The sequence below is a fragment of the Campylobacter concisus genome (genome assembly GCF_003048575.1).
GTDB classification, from domain to species: Bacteria; Campylobacterota; Campylobacteria; order Campylobacterales; family Campylobacteraceae; genus Campylobacter_A; species Campylobacter_A concisus_U.
Window position 1 is genome coordinate 338,082 of sequence record NZ_PIRZ01000002.1, and the last position, 16,106, is coordinate 354,187.

The following is a 16,106-nucleotide window of genomic DNA, read 5'->3' on the forward strand; positions in this document are numbered from 1 at the left end:
GCTTATGCCTTGCCCTTTAAAATATCTTTTATGACGTGATGAGCGTGATTTAGCGCAACGACTATTGAGCCGCCATTTTTTAGCACGATGTCACCGCCCACATAAAGTCCTGGTACGCTACTTTGGTAGTTACTATCAACTATTGGAGTGCCTTTTTCATCGATTTTTATCTGACATTTTTGTAAAAAATCAACCGGACTTGAGCCGCCTATTGCATAGACAACTCTGTCATAAACGCGGATCTTGCCATTTTCGTAATGCACTCTAACTTTGCCTGATTCGTTATCTATCTCTTTTATATCGTGATTTAGCCTAACTTTTATCTTACCGTGCTTTTCTAGCTCCCAAAGTGCACTTAAATTTGTCTCATTTACGCGACTAAAATTATCTTTTCTATAAGCGATTGTGGTTTTATTGTATTGGCAAAGCTCGATCGCATACTCAACTGCTGAGTTTCCGCCACCTACGACAAGCACCTTTTCGCCGTTTGTACAGCTATCAAGGTTAAAATTTACAACCGCGTTTAGTGAAGGTGGGATTTTATAATCAGGCTTATTTGGTCGTCCCATTTTGCCAATTGATATCATCACATTTTTAGCTTCATATACGGCTTTTGAGGTAGTTACTTTAAAAATTTCTCCATCTTTTTTCACACTCTCTACTTCAGAGTTAAAAAAAGCTTCAATCTTTTCAGTATCAAGCAGCTTGTCAAAATAATCAAGCGTGCTCTCTTTCGTGCCATCCTCAAATGAAACTACACCATGTATCGTGCTATCTTGCCCTTTATACTCTTTATCTACGCGTTTATTATCTTTATAAAATTTTCTTATCGTTTGGCTGTGATTATCACCTTTTTCAAGAAGCAAAACGTTGTTTAAGCCATTTCTTTTTGCCTCAACTACGCTAGCAATTCCACAAGGTCCGCCACCAACAACAATTAGATCATAAACATTTACCATCTTTTTCTCCAAATTTTATAAATTTTAAGCTTTTTTAACCAGATCAGCCATCAAAAATGCAAGTTCAAGTGCCTGATCGGCATTTAGCCTTGGATCACATTGTGTTTCATATCTTTGCTCAAGCGAGCTTTCAGTGATATTTAATGCCCCACCCGTGCACTCAGTCACGTCTTGCCCTGTCATCTCAAGATGCACACCGCCAGCTCTTGTGCCCTCAGCTTTGTGAATTTCAAAAAAGCTTCTAACTTCGCTTATTATATTGTCAAATTCTCTGGTTTTATAGTTATTTGATGTTTTTACAGTGTTGCCATGCATCGGATCGATGCTATAAACGATATTTAGCCCTTCTCGCTTTAGCTCTCTTAAAATTTTTGGTAAATTTTCGCCTATCTTGTCAGCGCCCATTCTGATTATCACATTTAGTCTGCCAGCTTCATTTTCTGGATTTAGTTTATTTGCAAGTGCGACGACATCTTCAGCCTTTGCACTTGGTCCGATCTTTACACCGATAGGATTTTTCACACCACTTAAAAAATGTACGTGAGCATCATTTATACCACGCGTTCTTTCACCTATCCAAAGCATATGAGCCGAGCAGTCGTACCACTCACCACTAAGACTATCAACTCTAGTTAAAGCCTCCTCATAAGGCAGTAAAAGTGCCTCGTGAGATGTATAAACCGCGGTTTGATTTATGACTGGCGTATTTGCTGAAGTGATGCCACAAGCTGCCATAAATGAAAGCGTCTTTGTTAGCTCATCAGCTAGTTTTGCGTATTTCTCGCCGATCTCTGGCTTTTTAACAAAGCCTAAATTCCACTTATGCACTTGATGTAGGTCGGCCAAACCGCCTCTTGAAAAGGCTCTAAGTAAGTTCATCGTAGATGCACTTTGATAATACGCCTCGATCATGCGTTTTGGATCAGGCACTCTTGCTTTTTCGTCAAATTCAAAGCCATTTATGATGTCACCTCTATAGCTTGGAAGCTTAACGCCATTTACCTCTTCAAAATCGCTACTTCTAGGCTTTGCAAACTGCCCTGCTACGCGGCCCACTTTGACCACTGGATAGCCACCAGCAAAGGTTAAAACTATCGCCATTTGAAGTAAAACCTTAAACATATCTCTGATGTTGTTTGCATTAAAATTTGTAAAGCTCTCAGCGCAGTCGCCACCTTGAAGCAAAAATGCCTCGCCATTGCAAACTTTTGCAAGTTCTTCTTTTAAACTTCTAGCCTCGCCAGCAAAGACCAAAGGAGGAAGCGATTTTAATTTTTCTTCGACCTCTTTAAGCTCTTTTAAATCTGGGTATTTTGGTTGTTGCAAGATATTAAATTCTCTCCAGCTATCGCGGTTCCAAGTCATTTATTTTCCTATCTTTTTTGCCTTAAATTAGACGCTGATTATATCACGGCAAACTTAAAAAATAAAAGCCATTAATAGGCTATTAAAGATATTTTGCCTACAATCGCTACTTTAAATTTACCCAAAAAGGAGCAGAATTTTTTTCATGATAAAAGGCATATTTTATTCGCTTTTGGCATCTGTTTTGTTTAACTGCATCTACTACATGTCAGTGCTCATGAACCCCATCAGCACGCAAGCTCTTGTTGGATACCGCATGATCTTTGCCATGCCTTTTGTCATCGCAGCCATTTTTTTGTTAAAACAGCAGCGAAATTTCAAATTTTTACTTCTAAAAATAAAGCTAAAACCTAAAATTTTACTAGTTTTACTAGCTACCTCGCTCATTGTCTCATTTCAGATGTGGCTCTATCTCTGGGCTCCAAGCAACGGATCAGCACTAAAAGTCTCTATCGGCTACCTCATCATGCCAATAGTCATGGTCCTTTTTGGACGGATATTTTTTAAAGAGCACCTCTCTAAAACAAAGCTAGCCTCGATATTTTTTGCAGCCCTTGGCGTCTTTAGCACAGCTATACTAAGCGGCGGCATCTCGTGGGAGAGCGCTGTAGTTTTTTGCCTTTATCCAGTCTATTTTGCCATTAGAAAGTACTACAACCTTGCAAATTTCTCAAGCTTTGTTATAGAGATAATTTTTATGTTTTTATTCTCATTTTATTTTGCGCTCACAGCCGATATGAACTACGTGATGAGCCAAAATCCAAACATCTACTATCTGCTCATCTTGCTTGGTGCTATCAGCGGCATAGCCCTCATCGCCCAGATCCTCTCAAGCACGCTCGTGCCGATAAATGTACTAGGTTTGCTTACATATTTTGAGCCTATAATGATGCTTTTTGTCTCTTTTGCTATCGGCGAAAGGCTGGAGAAAAGCTCTTACTTTTTGATGATATGCCTTGCTATTTCGGTTACGCTCTTGATGATTGATAGCATAAATTCCATAAAAAGCGATAAAAAATGCAAAAACTAAACGAAGCTCAAAAAGGCGTTGCTTTCGCACTTAGTGCGTTTTTTATGTGGGGATTTTTAGCAGTTTATTTTAACCTCTTTAGCAAAGATGTCGATGCTTATGAAATTTTAGCTCATAGGGTCATTTGGTCGTTTTTCTTGATGGCTGGCGTGCTTTATTTTAGTGGCAAAATGGGTGAAATTTTTACTTTACTTAAAGATATTCGTTCGCTAAAAATCCTATTTTTGAGTGGCATATTTATCACCACAAACTGGGGCGTTTATGTCTATGCGGTTAGCAATGGAAAAATTTTAGATACAAGCCTGGGCTATTTTATAAATCCCCTAATAAGCATGCTCCTTGGTGTTATCATCTTTAAAGAAAGGCTAAATAAAAGCGGAATTTTAGCCATTTGCATAGTCGTTTTAGCCATTAGCGTACAAATTTATGCCCAAGGCGGATTGCCATTAGTTTCCATTATCTTGCCGCTTTCATTTGGATTTTACGCAGCAGTTAGAAAGATGGCAAAGATTAGCGCATTTAACGGGCTTTTTATAGAAACATTTTTTATGTTCCCATTTGCACTTGCTTACATACTTTACATAGCATTTTTAGACAAAAGCCACTTTGGACTAAACGAAGACTCGATTTTAATGATTGCTTCAAGCATCGTAACTATCGTGCCGCTTGTCGCTTTTAACGCAGCGGCAACAAGGATAAATTTAACAACGATTGGCTACTTGCAATACATCTCGCCGACCATCGCGATCCTTTGTGCGGTCTTCATTTACGGCGAAAATTTAGACGGCTACAAGGTCATCTCGTTTTGTATGATCTGGCTGGCACTTGCGATAATTAGCATAGATAAATTTAGAAAAAGGAGTAAAAATGAATAGCGTAACGATTTATTTGCTGCTTGCGTTTTTTGCGGCGCTTATTTTATATTTTCAGATACAAAAACTAACCAAAAAGCTCGACGAAGAGGGAGCGGTGCCAGCTTATCAAAAGGCTGCGCAAGAGGTTTTAGAAAATTTAAGCAATGCTGAGAAATATCCAAAATTTTGCAACGTAATATTTAAAAAGATAAACACCTTAAGGCAAGATATTTTATTTGAAGATGCACTAAATAGTGAGTCTGATAAAGATAAAGCATTAGATGCCTTAGAGCAAATAAGAGAAAAACTGGAAACTTTATCAAAGCAAGAGAATTTAAGCTGGGAGAGTGAGCTCTTTGCGATCTTGGACGAGCTTGATGGCTTTGTAAGGGCAAATTTCAAAGACGGCGAAAATAGAGCCGAAAGCTTAAGAGACGAACTCAAAAGAGAATTTGATGAGTTGTAAAAAGATACTTAAAAAGTGTAAGCTATAGAATAATGGGAGTAATCAAAAACTACAGGAGAGAAATATGATAAACGATGATTTAAAAAATAAAATTTTAGATGGGTTTAAGTATTTTACAAATAGATACGCTCAAGATATAACTTATCGCAAAAACGACGAAACAACACGCCGCAAATTAAGTAATTTTTGTGAAAATTTAAAAATTTTTTCTAATAATATATTTAATGGCTTTGAAACCGTAGATCATGGGAAGTGGCAAAATAGCGGAAATATTTCAAAATATATATGGAATAGATATAAGCCCTTTAAAAACGAATCTCATTTAGTTATTTATTTTGCCGTTTTAGCAAAACCAAGTAATTTTTATATATCCATAGGACTAATTGATACAAAACTAAGCGATACAGAAGAAAAACTGAAAGATGAAATATATAACTTTCTAGAGTCAGAATGCAAAAAGATACATGTTGATGGTTTTAAGCTTGATAAATTTGAATTTGAATTTGAAAAAAATATATTTTTTGCTATAGAGAGTGTAGATACTTTTACAACTCTTGACTACACAAGCTTACTTAATGCACTAACAAACGTATATCAGCTGACATATGACAAATTTTATAAAAACATAGAACACAACAGACAAAATAATAGTGATAGCAAAGGATATGAAATGACCGATGATGACAAAAAATCAACTTATCCACTTAATCAAATATTATATGGTCCTCCAGGAACTGGAAAGACATACAGTACAGTGACAAAAGCTATCGAGATAATAGAAGAAAGAAAAGTTGATATAAGCGAAAACAGAAATGATCTAAAAAAGAAATTTGATGGATATATACGAAGTGGGCAAATAAAATTTATAACATTTCACCAAAGCTATGGATATGAGGAATTTGTTGAGGGCATAAAGCCTGTATTTGATAGCGAAAACGAAGATGGCGATATAACTTATGAGATATCAAAAGGAATTTTTTATCAGTGCTGCGAAAATGCCCTGCTTCTTAGTGGATACAAAGGCAAGCTTAGTGATTTTTGCGATTTACCAAAAGATGAGCGACAAAATTTTTTTAATGACAGCACACCAAAATATGCCATCTTTATCGACGAGATCAACCGCGGAAATATATCCAAAATTTTTGGTGAGCTTATAACTCTAATAGAGCCGTCAAAAAGGCTCGGTGCAGATGACGAGATAATGGTGAAGCTGCCATATTCAAAAGAGAAATTTGGAGTGCCGTCAAATTTATACATAATAGGCACGATGAATACGTCAGATCGCAGCATAGCCCTTATGGATACGGCACTTAGAAGAAGGTTTGAGTTTGTAGAGATGATGCCACAACCGGAACTTCTAAAAGATATTAAGATCATTAAAAACGGAGATGACACCGACATAAAGCTCAATGAAATGCTTAAAACGATAAACGAGCGTATAGAATATCTTTATGACAGAGACCACACGATAGGGCATGCTTATTTTATGTCGCTAAAAGATAGTGCGGATATATCAGAATTAGCTTCGATCTTTAAAAATAAAATTTTACCGTTACTGCAAGAGTATTTTTACGACGATTGGGAAAAGATAAGGCTAGTACTAGGAGATAATGGGTTTATAAAAGAAAAAGGGAAAGATAGAAAATTGCTTGTGCTGGATGGCAAAGAATACGAAACTGATAAAATTTTATATGAGATAAAATTTGAAGCCTTTAAAGAACCAGAAAACTATATAAAAATTTACGAATAAAACGAAACGCAAAGCAATGACCAAATACTTAATAGAGTTTGAAAAATTTCGCCCGGAAGATAACCAAGACCTATTTAAAGCCGTAGATGCATTTACTAGAGAAAATTTTGCCGCAGTAGAATTTTTAAGGCCCGGTAGAGACAAAAAGGGCGATTTTTTACAAGCTCAAAACTACGTCGGTATTATCCAGACAAAAAGCGGCGATAGCCTTGAAATACTTCCAAAGATCCACGATAACGACAATGGCAACAATAAAGAAGCGGTAGAAAATTCTAAAAGAATTTTACTAAGAATGTTAAAAACTTTAAAAAATCATCCATTTAAAAATATAAACATTGCGAATTTAAAAAGTTTGAATCTACCACTTCTTGAAATTTTTATATTGATGTTCCTAGATGAAGTATCAAAACTCATAAAAATAGGCATAAAAAGTGACTATGTGGAACTGGAAGATAATCTAAAATTTTTAAAAGGAAAGCTAAAAATATCGGAGCAAATACGTAAAAATATCATCCATAAAGAGAGGTTTTACATTTGCTATCAAGAGTTTTCCATAGATATGGCCGAAAATCGTCTCATAAAAAGCGCACTCGAGTTTTTATACAAGCGCTCAAAATCAAGCAAAAATCAACGACTTATTAGGGAATACTTATTTATTTTTGATGAAATTTCATCTAGCTCCGATATAAACGCGGACTTTAACCGCTTAAAACTAAATCGCCAAACAAAACACTATGAGCAAGCGCTTTTATGGAGTAAGATATTTTTACAAAATAAGTCGTTTAGTCCATATAGAGGTAACGATGTGGCTTTTGCTTTGCTGTTTGATATAAATACGCTTTTTGAAAGCTATGTCGGAAATTTTATAAAGAAAAAGCTTTCGAGTGCTATATTGCAGCATAAAGGAAAATATCTTATTGAAGAACCAAGAAGAGACTTCGGGTTAAAACCAGATATATTTTTAAAATATAAAAACCAAAATTATATAGCCGACACAAAATGGAAGATCGTCAAATCAAAAGACGATATTTCACAAGCTGACCTATATCAGCTATATGTTTATGGTAAAAAATATAATTGTGGCGAGCTTTATCTCATTTACCCAAAGATAGACGGCATAGAACAAGATTCTATGAAATTTGAATATGAAAAAGATATGCAACTTGAAATTTTATACTTTGATCTTGAAAAAGACGAAAATAACGCAAATTTACTGGCCTAATTTATAAAAGCCAAATTTAAAGCTTCGCTTTTAGAGCCATTATCCTCTTGTATGAAGCGTCGATTCGCTCTTTGCTGATCTTTTTCTCATTTACAGCATCGATTATGATCTGAGTGACTAGATCGGCTGTTCTTTGGTTATTTATCTTAAACTCGCTAAAAAGTAAGATGTCGCCACCAGCGTTTATAAATTTCACCACTTTTTGCGCTAAAGCTTCGTCGCCAACGCCTTTCATCAGTATATCATCGCTGATAACCACGCCATTAAATTTAAGCTCATTTCGCAAGAGATCGGTTATTATTTTTTTAGAAAGTGTGGCTGGATTGTCCTCGTCGATGCCCTTTACAAAAAGGTGTCCAATCATGATGATCTGCGCTCTACCTGTGCTTATCGCGTCTTTGTATGGCAGTAGCGCATCTTTGCTTAACGTGACCTCGCTCTTATTTTTATGTGAGTCCTCTTTTGAGCTGCCGTGCCCTGGGAAGTGTTTAAGCGTCGTTAGGATGCTCTGCTCTTTAAATGCGTCCATAAAAGCATCAGCATAGATCACCACCTTGCTTGCATACTCGCTAAACGCCCTTTGCTTTGCAGCGATAATCGGAGAGCTTTCATCGTGCAGATCGACCACTGGGGCGAAATTTAAATTTATGCCGCACTCCTTTAAATTTATAGCCATTTTTAAGTAGAGATCGTATGCACTTTTGATATCAAGCGTACTTGCGACCTCGTATGCGCTAGGATATGGGCCGTCAAAGCTCTTATCCTTCATGCGGCTTACATTGCCGCCCTCTTCGTCAATAGCGATAAAAATTTTAGGACTTTTTTCTTTGATTGCTTTTATGCTAGATTTTAGCTGGACTTTGTTGGTGATGTTTCTGCCAAGTAGCATCACACCGCCAAATCTCTCATATCCAGCGTCACTTAACATCGCGCGAAACGCAGCGTCTTTTGTACTAGCTCCGTTAAAGCCAACCATTATCATTTGCGAGACTTTGGCTCTTAGGCTCACTTCTGCGCCATTAAGCCCCAAAGCAAAAATGGCCACAAAAAGTATAAATTTTAATGCTTTCATCTTCTTCCTAAAAGTGATTTTACACTCTCAAAAACGTCTTTGCCATTTAGCATATTTTCAACCTCGCTAGCGATAGGCACATATATACCCTTTTCTTTGGCGATCTTGCTAATAGCCCTTGCAGTATCGACGCCCTCAGCCACTTCGCCAAGCTCATTTAAAATTTTTTCTAATCTCTCGTGCCTTGCGATACCAAGACCTACGCGGTAGTTGCGCGAAAGTATCGATGAGGCAGTCAAAAAAAGATCACCTGCACCGCTTAGCCCCATAAATGTATCATCTTTTGCACCAAAAAATTTGCCAAATCTAGCCATCTCAACAAGCCCTCGTGAAATAAGGCTTGCTCTTGCATTGTTACCAAGACCAAGTCCGTCACAGATACCCCCAGCTATGGCGATCACGTTTTTATACGCCCCACACACTTCAGCTCCAATCACATCATCTGAGGTATAGGCTTTCATATAGCTTGGAAAAAATGAGGCAAATTTTAAAGCTAAATTTTCATTTTTAGAATTTACCACCAAAGCACAAGGAAGCTTCTGCATGATCTCTTTTGCAAAGGTCGGTCCTGAGAGAAAGGCCAAATTTTCTCTATCAACAAAGTCTTCATAAATTTCATTTAAAAATTTAAGATTTGCCGTGTCTATGCCCTTGCTAGCGACTAAGATCTTTTGGCCTTTGTTTTTGTAGTTTTGCTTTAGCCATAAATTTGTAGCTTGAGTTGGGATCGTGCAGACTAGATATTCGCATTCCAAAGCTTCATCCAAGCTTACAAAATTTGAAATCTCTCTTGGCGTTCTTGAGCTGATGACGCACTCGTTATTTTCACTAAATGCGTGAAATAGCGCACTGCCCCACTTGCCAGCTCCAATAACTGCTATGCTCATTTTAGCCCTTTTTTAGCCTATTTTGGCCTTTAAAAGCTCATTGACCTTGCCTGGATTAAAGGCACCCTTGCCCTCTTTCATCACCTGACCGACAAAGAAGCCAAACATCTTATCTTTGCCGTTTTTATACTCTTCGACTTTGTCAGTATTTGCAGCCAAAATTTGATCTATGATCGCAATAATCGCTGAGTCGTCGCTCACTTGTTTTAAGCCAAGCTTTTCGATGACACTATCGACGTCCGCGTCATTTTCCATAAGGTAGTCAAGCACCTCTTTTGCAGCCTTGCCACTTATCGTTCCATCTTCTATGCGTTTTAGTAAATTTATCATCTTGGTGCTGCCAACTGGGCTTGTCTCGATCGTTACGCCGTTATTTAAGCGACCAAGAAGCTCGACTATGAGCCACGTAGTAGCGAGCTTTGGTTGAATTCCAGCAGCGATCAGCTCTTCAAAATATCTAGCCATCTCAACGCTTTGAGTTAAATTTAGTGCATCACTCTCTTTTACGCCTAGCTCACTAACATATCTTGCGACCTTTTGCTCGGCAAGCTCTGGAATTTTTATCGCTTCGTTATACATATCTTCTGGGATCTCAACTGGCAGCAAGTCAGGATCAGGGAAGTATCTATACTCCGCACTATCCTCTTTGCCACGCATAGATCTTGTCACTAAATTTGTCGTGTCAAACAGCCTTGTCTCTTGATAGACTTCTTGGTCGTATTTGCCATCTTCCCAAGCTGCACTTTGGCGCTCCACCTCGTAATCGATCGCTTTTTGGATAAATTTAAATGAGTTTAGATTTTTTATCTCAACTCTTGTATAAAGCTTGGTATCGCCTTTTGGACGGATAGAGACGTTTGCGTCGCAGCGGAAGCTACCTTCCTGCATATTTGCGTCGCTGATATTTAAAAAGCGAAGGATTGAGTGTAGTTTTTTAAGATAAGCCACCGCCTCGTCGCTACTTCTAAGGTCTGGCTCGCTAACTATCTCAAGAAGCGGCGTGCCAGCTCTATTTAGATCAACCAGACTCTCGATTTCTTCGTGGATGTTCTTGCCAGCGTCCTCTTCAAGGTGTGCTCTTGTTACGCCGATGCGTTTTTTAGTACCATTTACGTCGATTATTAGCTCGCCACCTTCTACGATAGGAATCTCAAACTGTGAAATTTGATAGGCCTTTGGGAGATCCGGATAGAAGTAGTTTTTTCTATTAAAGACTGATTTTTTATTTATCTTAGCGTTTATCGCCGTACCAAAGCTGATCGCTTTTTTGACAGCTTCTTTGTTTAGCACAGGTAGCGCTCCAGGAAGTGCTAGGCAGGTTGGGCAAACGTGAGTATTTGCCTCGTCACCGAAGCTAGTTGAGCAAGAGCAGAAAATTTTAGTTTTTGTATTAAGCTGAGTATGAACTTCTAAACCGATAACGACTTCAAACATATTTTTACCTTTAAATTTATGCAAATTTTTAAGGCATATTTTAGCGATACTTTCTTTTAAAATATCTAAAAATGAGCGTTTTGACTGGAAAATAAAGAAGGTGATTTAGAAATTTAAAGAATTTTAAAAAGTAAAAGCCATATAAAAATATGGCTTTAAATTTTAATGCTCGTGCTCACTAATAGCAACGGCACCAGCTAGATAAACGTAAGTTAGCATCATAAAGATAAATGTTTGCAAAACAGCCATAAGCGTTAGAAGCGCAAAAGCTGGAAGTGGAGCAAACCAAGGCGCAAGTGTAAGCATCGCAAGTAAGAACAAATCATCGCCTTTGATGTTACCAAAAAGACGAAATGATAGCGAAACTACACGTGAAAGATGCGAGATGACTTCAACTGGAAACATAATAGGAGCTAGAAATTTATTCGGCCCCATAAAGTGCCCAAAGTATTTGAAAAATCCATTTTCTCTAATGCCCTCAAAGTTGTAATAAACAAATACAACTAAAGCCAAAACTAGAGTTAAATTTAGACTTGATGTTGGTGACTCAAATCCAGGAATAATACCTACAACATTTGAAAAAAATACGATAAAACCGATAGTTGCAACAAGTGGGAGATATTTCCTTGCTAGTTTTTCACTACCTAAAGTATCTCTTCCCATAGATATAACACCCTCTAAATAAGCTTCAACTATATTTTGAAGACCTCTTGGTACAAGCTGCATCTTACTCCTTGCTATATAAGCAACTATGATAACAATCAAAGCTACAAGCAGAAAGTGAAACGCATAGATAAAGGCGTGGGAGCTATTTAGGAAATTTGAAAATAGAAACAAATCTTTCATTAATTTACCTTGGATTTAGAATTTTGCGTGATTGTAACAAAATTATTGTTAAAACATTTTTAATTTTAAGCCTTGAAGTAGTCAAAAAGCAGTTTGCAAATGGTCACTGCAACTACCATTAGAAACATTGTTCTAATAAATTTTACTTCTCTTTTAATGACAAGATTTGATCCAAAATATGCGCCTAAAATTTGACCAACTGCCATCAAAAGTCCAACAGCCCAAAGCATCTGCCCACCAGCTATAAAAATGCCAAGGGCAACGATATTGCTAGTAAAATTTAAGAGTTTTGTATGAGCGACAGCCTTTTTTAAATTTAGCCCAATTAATACTACTATCGCAAATGTCCAAAAAGAGCCTGTTCCTGGACCAAAAAAACCATCATAAAAGCCAAGCATTAGTCCAAAAACTACATAAAATAGCTTTTCATTCATCTTTGCAACTCTATCATTTTCACCGACTTTTGGCATAAAAAGTGTATAGATAAAAATAGCAATCAGTAAAAATGGGATAATTATCTTTAAAAAATTTGTATTTAAAAATAGGATAACCACCGCTCCGATGATAGCTCCAATGAAAGTAAAAACGATACCTACAAAGCACTCTTTATAATTAATTAATCCCCGTTTTGTAAAATTTAGAGTCGCTGTAAAGCTACCAAAAACTCCTTGAAGCTTATTTGTGCCAAGTGCAAGGTGTGGTGGCACACCCATCGCCATAATAGCTGGAAGCGTTATAAGCCCACCTCCACCAGCGATAGAATCGATAAAACCGCCTAAAAATGCAGCTACAAAAAAAACGACATAGCTAAGTAGATCAAATTCCATTTTTTGTTCTTTTGATAATTGAAATAAAAGCAGATTGTAATTTATTTGTACTTATCTTTTTGTAAAATTTTTATATTTAAAATGAGAGATTTTTAAAATTTATAAATTTAAACGAGCCTTTAGATCTAGCTCAAAGACTCGTTTATTAAAGTGACTACTTAATAACGCCACAAAGCATTCTAGCACCGCCACCGCCAAGTGCTTTTGGGTTGTCGCTATGATTATCACCACCAACATGAACCATTAGTGAGTGACCTTTTAGCTCGTCAAGACTCTTTATCTTTGGAGCTAGCACTGGATAGTTCGCATTGCCCTCAGTATCTACGTAAAGTGCTGGCAAATCGCCTTTGTGACCCTTGTCGTCCCATGCAAAAGAGTGCATCTTTGTGCCAGCTGGATCCCAGTGACCGCCTGCTTTCATACCAAGGCCTTTTTCAGTCGCACCACAGTCAGCATTTTCATGGATGTGAAATCCGTGTAGTCCTGCAGTAAGTCCTTTTAAATTTGGAAAAAATGCAACGCCGTAGTTTGTCTTAACAGCTACTACTTCGCCGACACTCTTATCGCCCTTCTCGCTTAGTTCATTAACAGGTATAACTAGATGCTCTCCAGCTTTTGCATCAAAGTGATGACCTTCGTGAGCAAAAAGCAAAGTTCCTAGAACTGCACTTAGTAAAACGATTTTTTTCATACAAGCTCCTTATGGATAAAATTGTATGGCAAGTCTACCCTAAATTTAAAAATTTAGCAATAATTTTTATTTTTTGAGATTTTTTATGATAGTTTCTAACTCTTTACTCTGCCCTATTCTATAAAGCGCGAAGTCGTATTTTATCGGGTCTAGCTCGTCAAATTCTCTAAGTTTTTTTGTAAGATCCATGACTGCTTTGAAATCGTAGCTCTTTCTGTTTATAAGTCCTAAATTTAAAGAAACTCTATGCGTATGAACATCAAGCGGCATCAAAAGCCTATCTTTTGGTAAATTTTTAAATAATCCAAGGTCGATGTCGCTATCCCTTACCATCCAGCGAAGATACATGTTATAGCGTTTATATGGGCTTTGTGGCTCTTTATCAAAACTCTTACCAAAGAAAAACTCATATCCGTCCGAGCGGTAAGAATTTAGCTTATATATAAATTTGATAAGCTCATTTACGCCCTCTATCATCTCGCCATTTTTTGCAAGGCCTTGACGTAAAATTTCCTCTATCTCGCCCTCTTTTTTAAGGCGTGAGAGAGTGATAAAAATTTCTTTTACGTCGTTTTCATTTTGAAAGCGGTATTTGAAATTTGATAAATTTTTCTTGATATTTTTCTCACTCTCATAAAGCAAGCTAAAATCAAGCGAATTTAGAAATTTTACTATCATTTTTGCGTTGCCATATGCAAATAACGCACAAATGAGCGCTATATTTGGCTCTTTAAATTTAGAGGCGACTTGGAGTGGGTCTGGGGCGTCAAATAGCCCCGAGTTTGTATTTTTACTAAGTACGTGCGAGTCTAAAAGGCTCTTTAGTTCGCTCATTGTTTTAGTGAAAGAAGTGTGTCAAGCATCTGATCAACGGTCGTGATGATCTTTGCCGCTGCGCCGTAACTTGCTTGAAAGCGGATCAAATTTGTAAGCTCTTCGTTCGTATCTACGCCACTTGTTGATTGAAATTCCTCTTCAGCTGTCTTTTGCAAAGACGTATTTGTATCGTGGATCGTATTATTCGCCTCTGTATCACTCGCCATGTCAGTCGTAAGATAGCGGTAATATCCCTCGATCGTCTCATCTCTATCAAGCGCTATGCCACTTGAGTAAAAGGTCTGCTTTTGATACTGAAGCTGGATCATTTTATTTGCAACTTCATTATTTCCGATAACTGGCTTTGAGTAGGCACGAAGCTTTGTGTGGTCTTGGGTAAAATTTTGATTTATGCCGATACTATTTGAGTCAGTACCTGAAAAAAATCTATTTATGCCAACAGCGCCTGGAAAATTTGTGCCGTGATCGACTATCGATATGCTATAAAGCCCTTGAGCTTGTTTTGGAATGAGAGAAAATGTGCCTTTTTTAGTATTTTTATCATAAAAATATGACGCCTCAAAAAAGTCATCAACGTCATTTAGCATATTATTGTCTTTATTGTCATCTGAGTTTGAGTTAAAGTCTTTGACGATAGAGTTGCCATATCTTGTATCATTCATCGTCGTCGTACCATTTACATTTATAGTTTTTCTGGCCACGACATTGCCTTTGTTATCATAAACAATAGCTTCAAAACTTCCGTTTCTTATACTATTATCATGATTCATCAACGTCTTATCGCCTTCTAAATAACTTATCGGATCTGAGTTAGAAATTTCAACTGCGGATTCGGCATAGATATTATTTGTACTTGTTATCAAGGTTTTACTAAATGTATTTAAATTATCAATGTATTTTTGGATCGTTCCATCGCTAAATTTATCATTATCTGGCTCGTAGTTTCTACCCCTAAGATCAAGTGCAGCTCCGATTTTACCGCCTGTAATCTTTTCTTCCATTGGGATTCTTCTGCCATCTTCTCTTTCATAATAAATTTTTGTATATCGTCCACTTTCAGTTGAACTCATAGAAATTTCATGAAAATTTACACCATCAACGATACTTACACCGCCAATATTTAGATTGTAGTATTTTCCTTGATCTGTTATTCCTGTATCTACCCTAGAATTGCTCTTTAGATCACTTTTATAAACTGCTGTATTTACCAGCTTTGACATCGCAAGCTCAAGCTCATCACGTTTATCACGAAGATCATTTGCATTTATTTTTATACCAGCGTCCGCGCCTGATTCTATTCTTTGGATTTGCTTATTAATATTTGCTATTTGCCTGCCTAGCGAATTTATCTCATTTATATTTATTTTTATCGTTTCATCAATCTTTTCATGCATATCATAAAGCATCTTTGACGAGCGGTTAATACTTGCAGTCAATACACTTGCTTTATTTATCAAATTTACTTTTTGAGCACCTGCATTAGGGTTTGAAGCAAAGTTATTCCATGCGGAAAAATACTCCTGAATATCTTTCACCATTCCATTATCTTTTAGGTCAGGAAAATATTTTGTAGCTTCTTGTAAAATTCTTTGTTTATAGGCTGTATTTTCTAAATTTGACGATGAGTATTTTAGTCTTGAGTAGGCAAACTCATCATGAAGCCTTGTTATAGTATCTACTTGTGTGCCTGTGCCAACTCCGCCAGGGACTGTATTCATCGCTGGAGATGCAGATTGGACAACACGCTGCCTTGTATAGTAGTTGCTATCGGCATTTGCGATATTATTTCCGGTTGTACTTATTTGAAGCTGGGCTGCATTTAGTCCTGAAACACCCGTGCCTAATGACATAAAAATATTAGCCATT

At 37.1% G+C, this 16,106-nt stretch carries 15 protein-coding genes; 5 read left to right on the plus strand and 10 right to left on the minus strand.

From position 1 onward, the window contains the following. Window positions 1-2 precede the first annotated feature (2 nt). Together CVS84_RS03875 and CVS84_RS03880 are read right to left on the minus strand one after the other, a co-directional pair. The gene (locus CVS84_RS03875) at window positions 3-959 is read right to left on the minus strand and encodes an NAD(P)/FAD-dependent oxidoreductase (RefSeq protein ID WP_107691237.1); all 957 of its coding nucleotides are present in this window, start codon (window positions 957-959) and stop codon (window positions 3-5) included. Between the two features lie 24 nt (window positions 960-983). Next, entirely contained in the window at window positions 984-2,324 is a 1,341-nt protein-coding gene (locus CVS84_RS03880; protein WP_107691238.1) for a class II 3-deoxy-7-phosphoheptulonate synthase, read from the minus strand. 145 nt (window positions 2,325-2,469) lie between these two features. Here CVS84_RS03880 and rarD (CVS84_RS03885) point away from each other — a divergent pair, with 145 nt between their 5' ends. The 5 genes from rarD (CVS84_RS03885) to CVS84_RS03905 all read left to right on the plus strand — a co-directional run bounded on the left by rarD (CVS84_RS03885) (window position 2,470) and on the right by CVS84_RS03905 (window position 7,646). After that, on the plus strand, window positions 2,470-3,354 hold the full coding sequence (gene rarD, locus CVS84_RS03885) for an EamA family transporter RarD (protein WP_107691239.1): 885 nt from the start codon (window positions 2,470-2,472) through the stop codon (window positions 3,352-3,354). Then, complete coding sequence (gene rarD / locus CVS84_RS03890) at window positions 3,342-4,229, plus strand: EamA family transporter RarD (RefSeq protein WP_107691240.1); 888 nt, start codon at window positions 3,342-3,344, stop codon at window positions 4,227-4,229. Before rarD (CVS84_RS03885) ends, rarD (CVS84_RS03890) begins: the two co-directional genes overlap by 13 nt. Next, entirely contained in the window at window positions 4,222-4,674 is a 453-nt protein-coding gene (locus tag CVS84_RS03895) for an aryl-sulfate sulfotransferase (protein ID WP_107691241.1), read from the plus strand. The genes rarD (CVS84_RS03890) and CVS84_RS03895 overlap by 8 nt, the downstream gene beginning before the upstream one ends. A gap of 64 nt (window positions 4,675-4,738) precedes the next feature. Beyond that, window positions 4,739-6,424, plus strand: coding sequence for an McrB family protein (locus tag CVS84_RS03900; protein WP_107691242.1), 1,686 nt, complete (start codon window positions 4,739-4,741; stop codon window positions 6,422-6,424). Window positions 6,425-6,440: 16 nt separating this feature from the next. Beyond that, window positions 6,441-7,646, plus strand: a complete 1,206-nt coding sequence (locus tag CVS84_RS03905; protein WP_107691243.1) for an McrC family protein — start codon at window positions 6,441-6,443, stop codon at window positions 7,644-7,646. Between the two features lie 16 nt (window positions 7,647-7,662). Here CVS84_RS03905 and CVS84_RS03910 read toward each other — a convergent pair whose 3' ends face one another. From CVS84_RS03910 to flgK, 8 genes are all read right to left on the minus strand, one after another. Continuing rightward, window positions 7,663-8,718 carry a glycoside hydrolase family 3 N-terminal domain-containing protein gene (locus CVS84_RS03910; RefSeq protein ID WP_107691244.1) on the minus strand — a complete coding sequence of 352 codons (1,056 nt, stop codon included), beginning with the start codon at window positions 8,716-8,718 and terminating at the stop codon, window positions 7,663-7,665. Beyond that, window positions 8,715-9,605 carry an NAD(P)H-dependent glycerol-3-phosphate dehydrogenase gene (locus tag CVS84_RS03915; protein WP_107691245.1) on the minus strand — a complete coding sequence of 297 codons (891 nt, stop codon included), beginning with the start codon at window positions 9,603-9,605 and terminating at the stop codon, window positions 8,715-8,717. The genes CVS84_RS03910 and CVS84_RS03915 overlap by 4 nt, the downstream gene beginning before the upstream one ends. A gap of 12 nt (window positions 9,606-9,617) precedes the next feature. Beyond that, window positions 9,618-11,039: an Asp-tRNA(Asn)/Glu-tRNA(Gln) amidotransferase subunit GatB gene (gatB, locus tag CVS84_RS03920; protein WP_107691246.1), complete on the minus strand. Its 1,422-nt coding sequence runs from the start codon at window positions 11,037-11,039 to the stop codon at window positions 9,618-9,620. A gap of 162 nt (window positions 11,040-11,201) precedes the next feature. Further along, entirely contained in the window at window positions 11,202-11,885 is a 684-nt protein-coding gene (locus tag CVS84_RS03925) for a F0F1 ATP synthase subunit A (protein ID WP_054196701.1), read from the minus strand. A 65-nt stretch (window positions 11,886-11,950) separates the two neighbouring features. Further along, the gene (locus CVS84_RS03930) at window positions 11,951-12,712 is read right to left on the minus strand and encodes a TSUP family transporter (protein ID WP_107691247.1); all 762 of its coding nucleotides are present in this window, start codon (window positions 12,710-12,712) and stop codon (window positions 11,951-11,953) included. A gap of 154 nt (window positions 12,713-12,866) precedes the next feature. After that, the gene (locus CVS84_RS03935; protein ID WP_107691248.1) at window positions 12,867-13,403 is read right to left on the minus strand and encodes a superoxide dismutase family protein; all 537 of its coding nucleotides are present in this window, start codon (window positions 13,401-13,403) and stop codon (window positions 12,867-12,869) included. Window positions 13,404-13,469: 66 nt separating this feature from the next. Beyond that, a complete protein-coding gene (locus CVS84_RS03940; protein ID WP_107691249.1) occupies window positions 13,470-14,237 on the minus strand; it encodes a TIGR02757 family protein in 768 nt (255 codons plus the stop codon). Further along, on the minus strand, window positions 14,234-16,105 hold the full coding sequence (gene flgK, locus CVS84_RS03945) for a flagellar hook-associated protein FlgK (RefSeq protein WP_084107861.1): 1,872 nt from the start codon (window positions 16,103-16,105) through the stop codon (window positions 14,234-14,236). Before flgK ends, CVS84_RS03940 begins: the two co-directional genes overlap by 4 nt. Between the last annotated feature and the right edge of the window lies 1 nt (window position 16,106).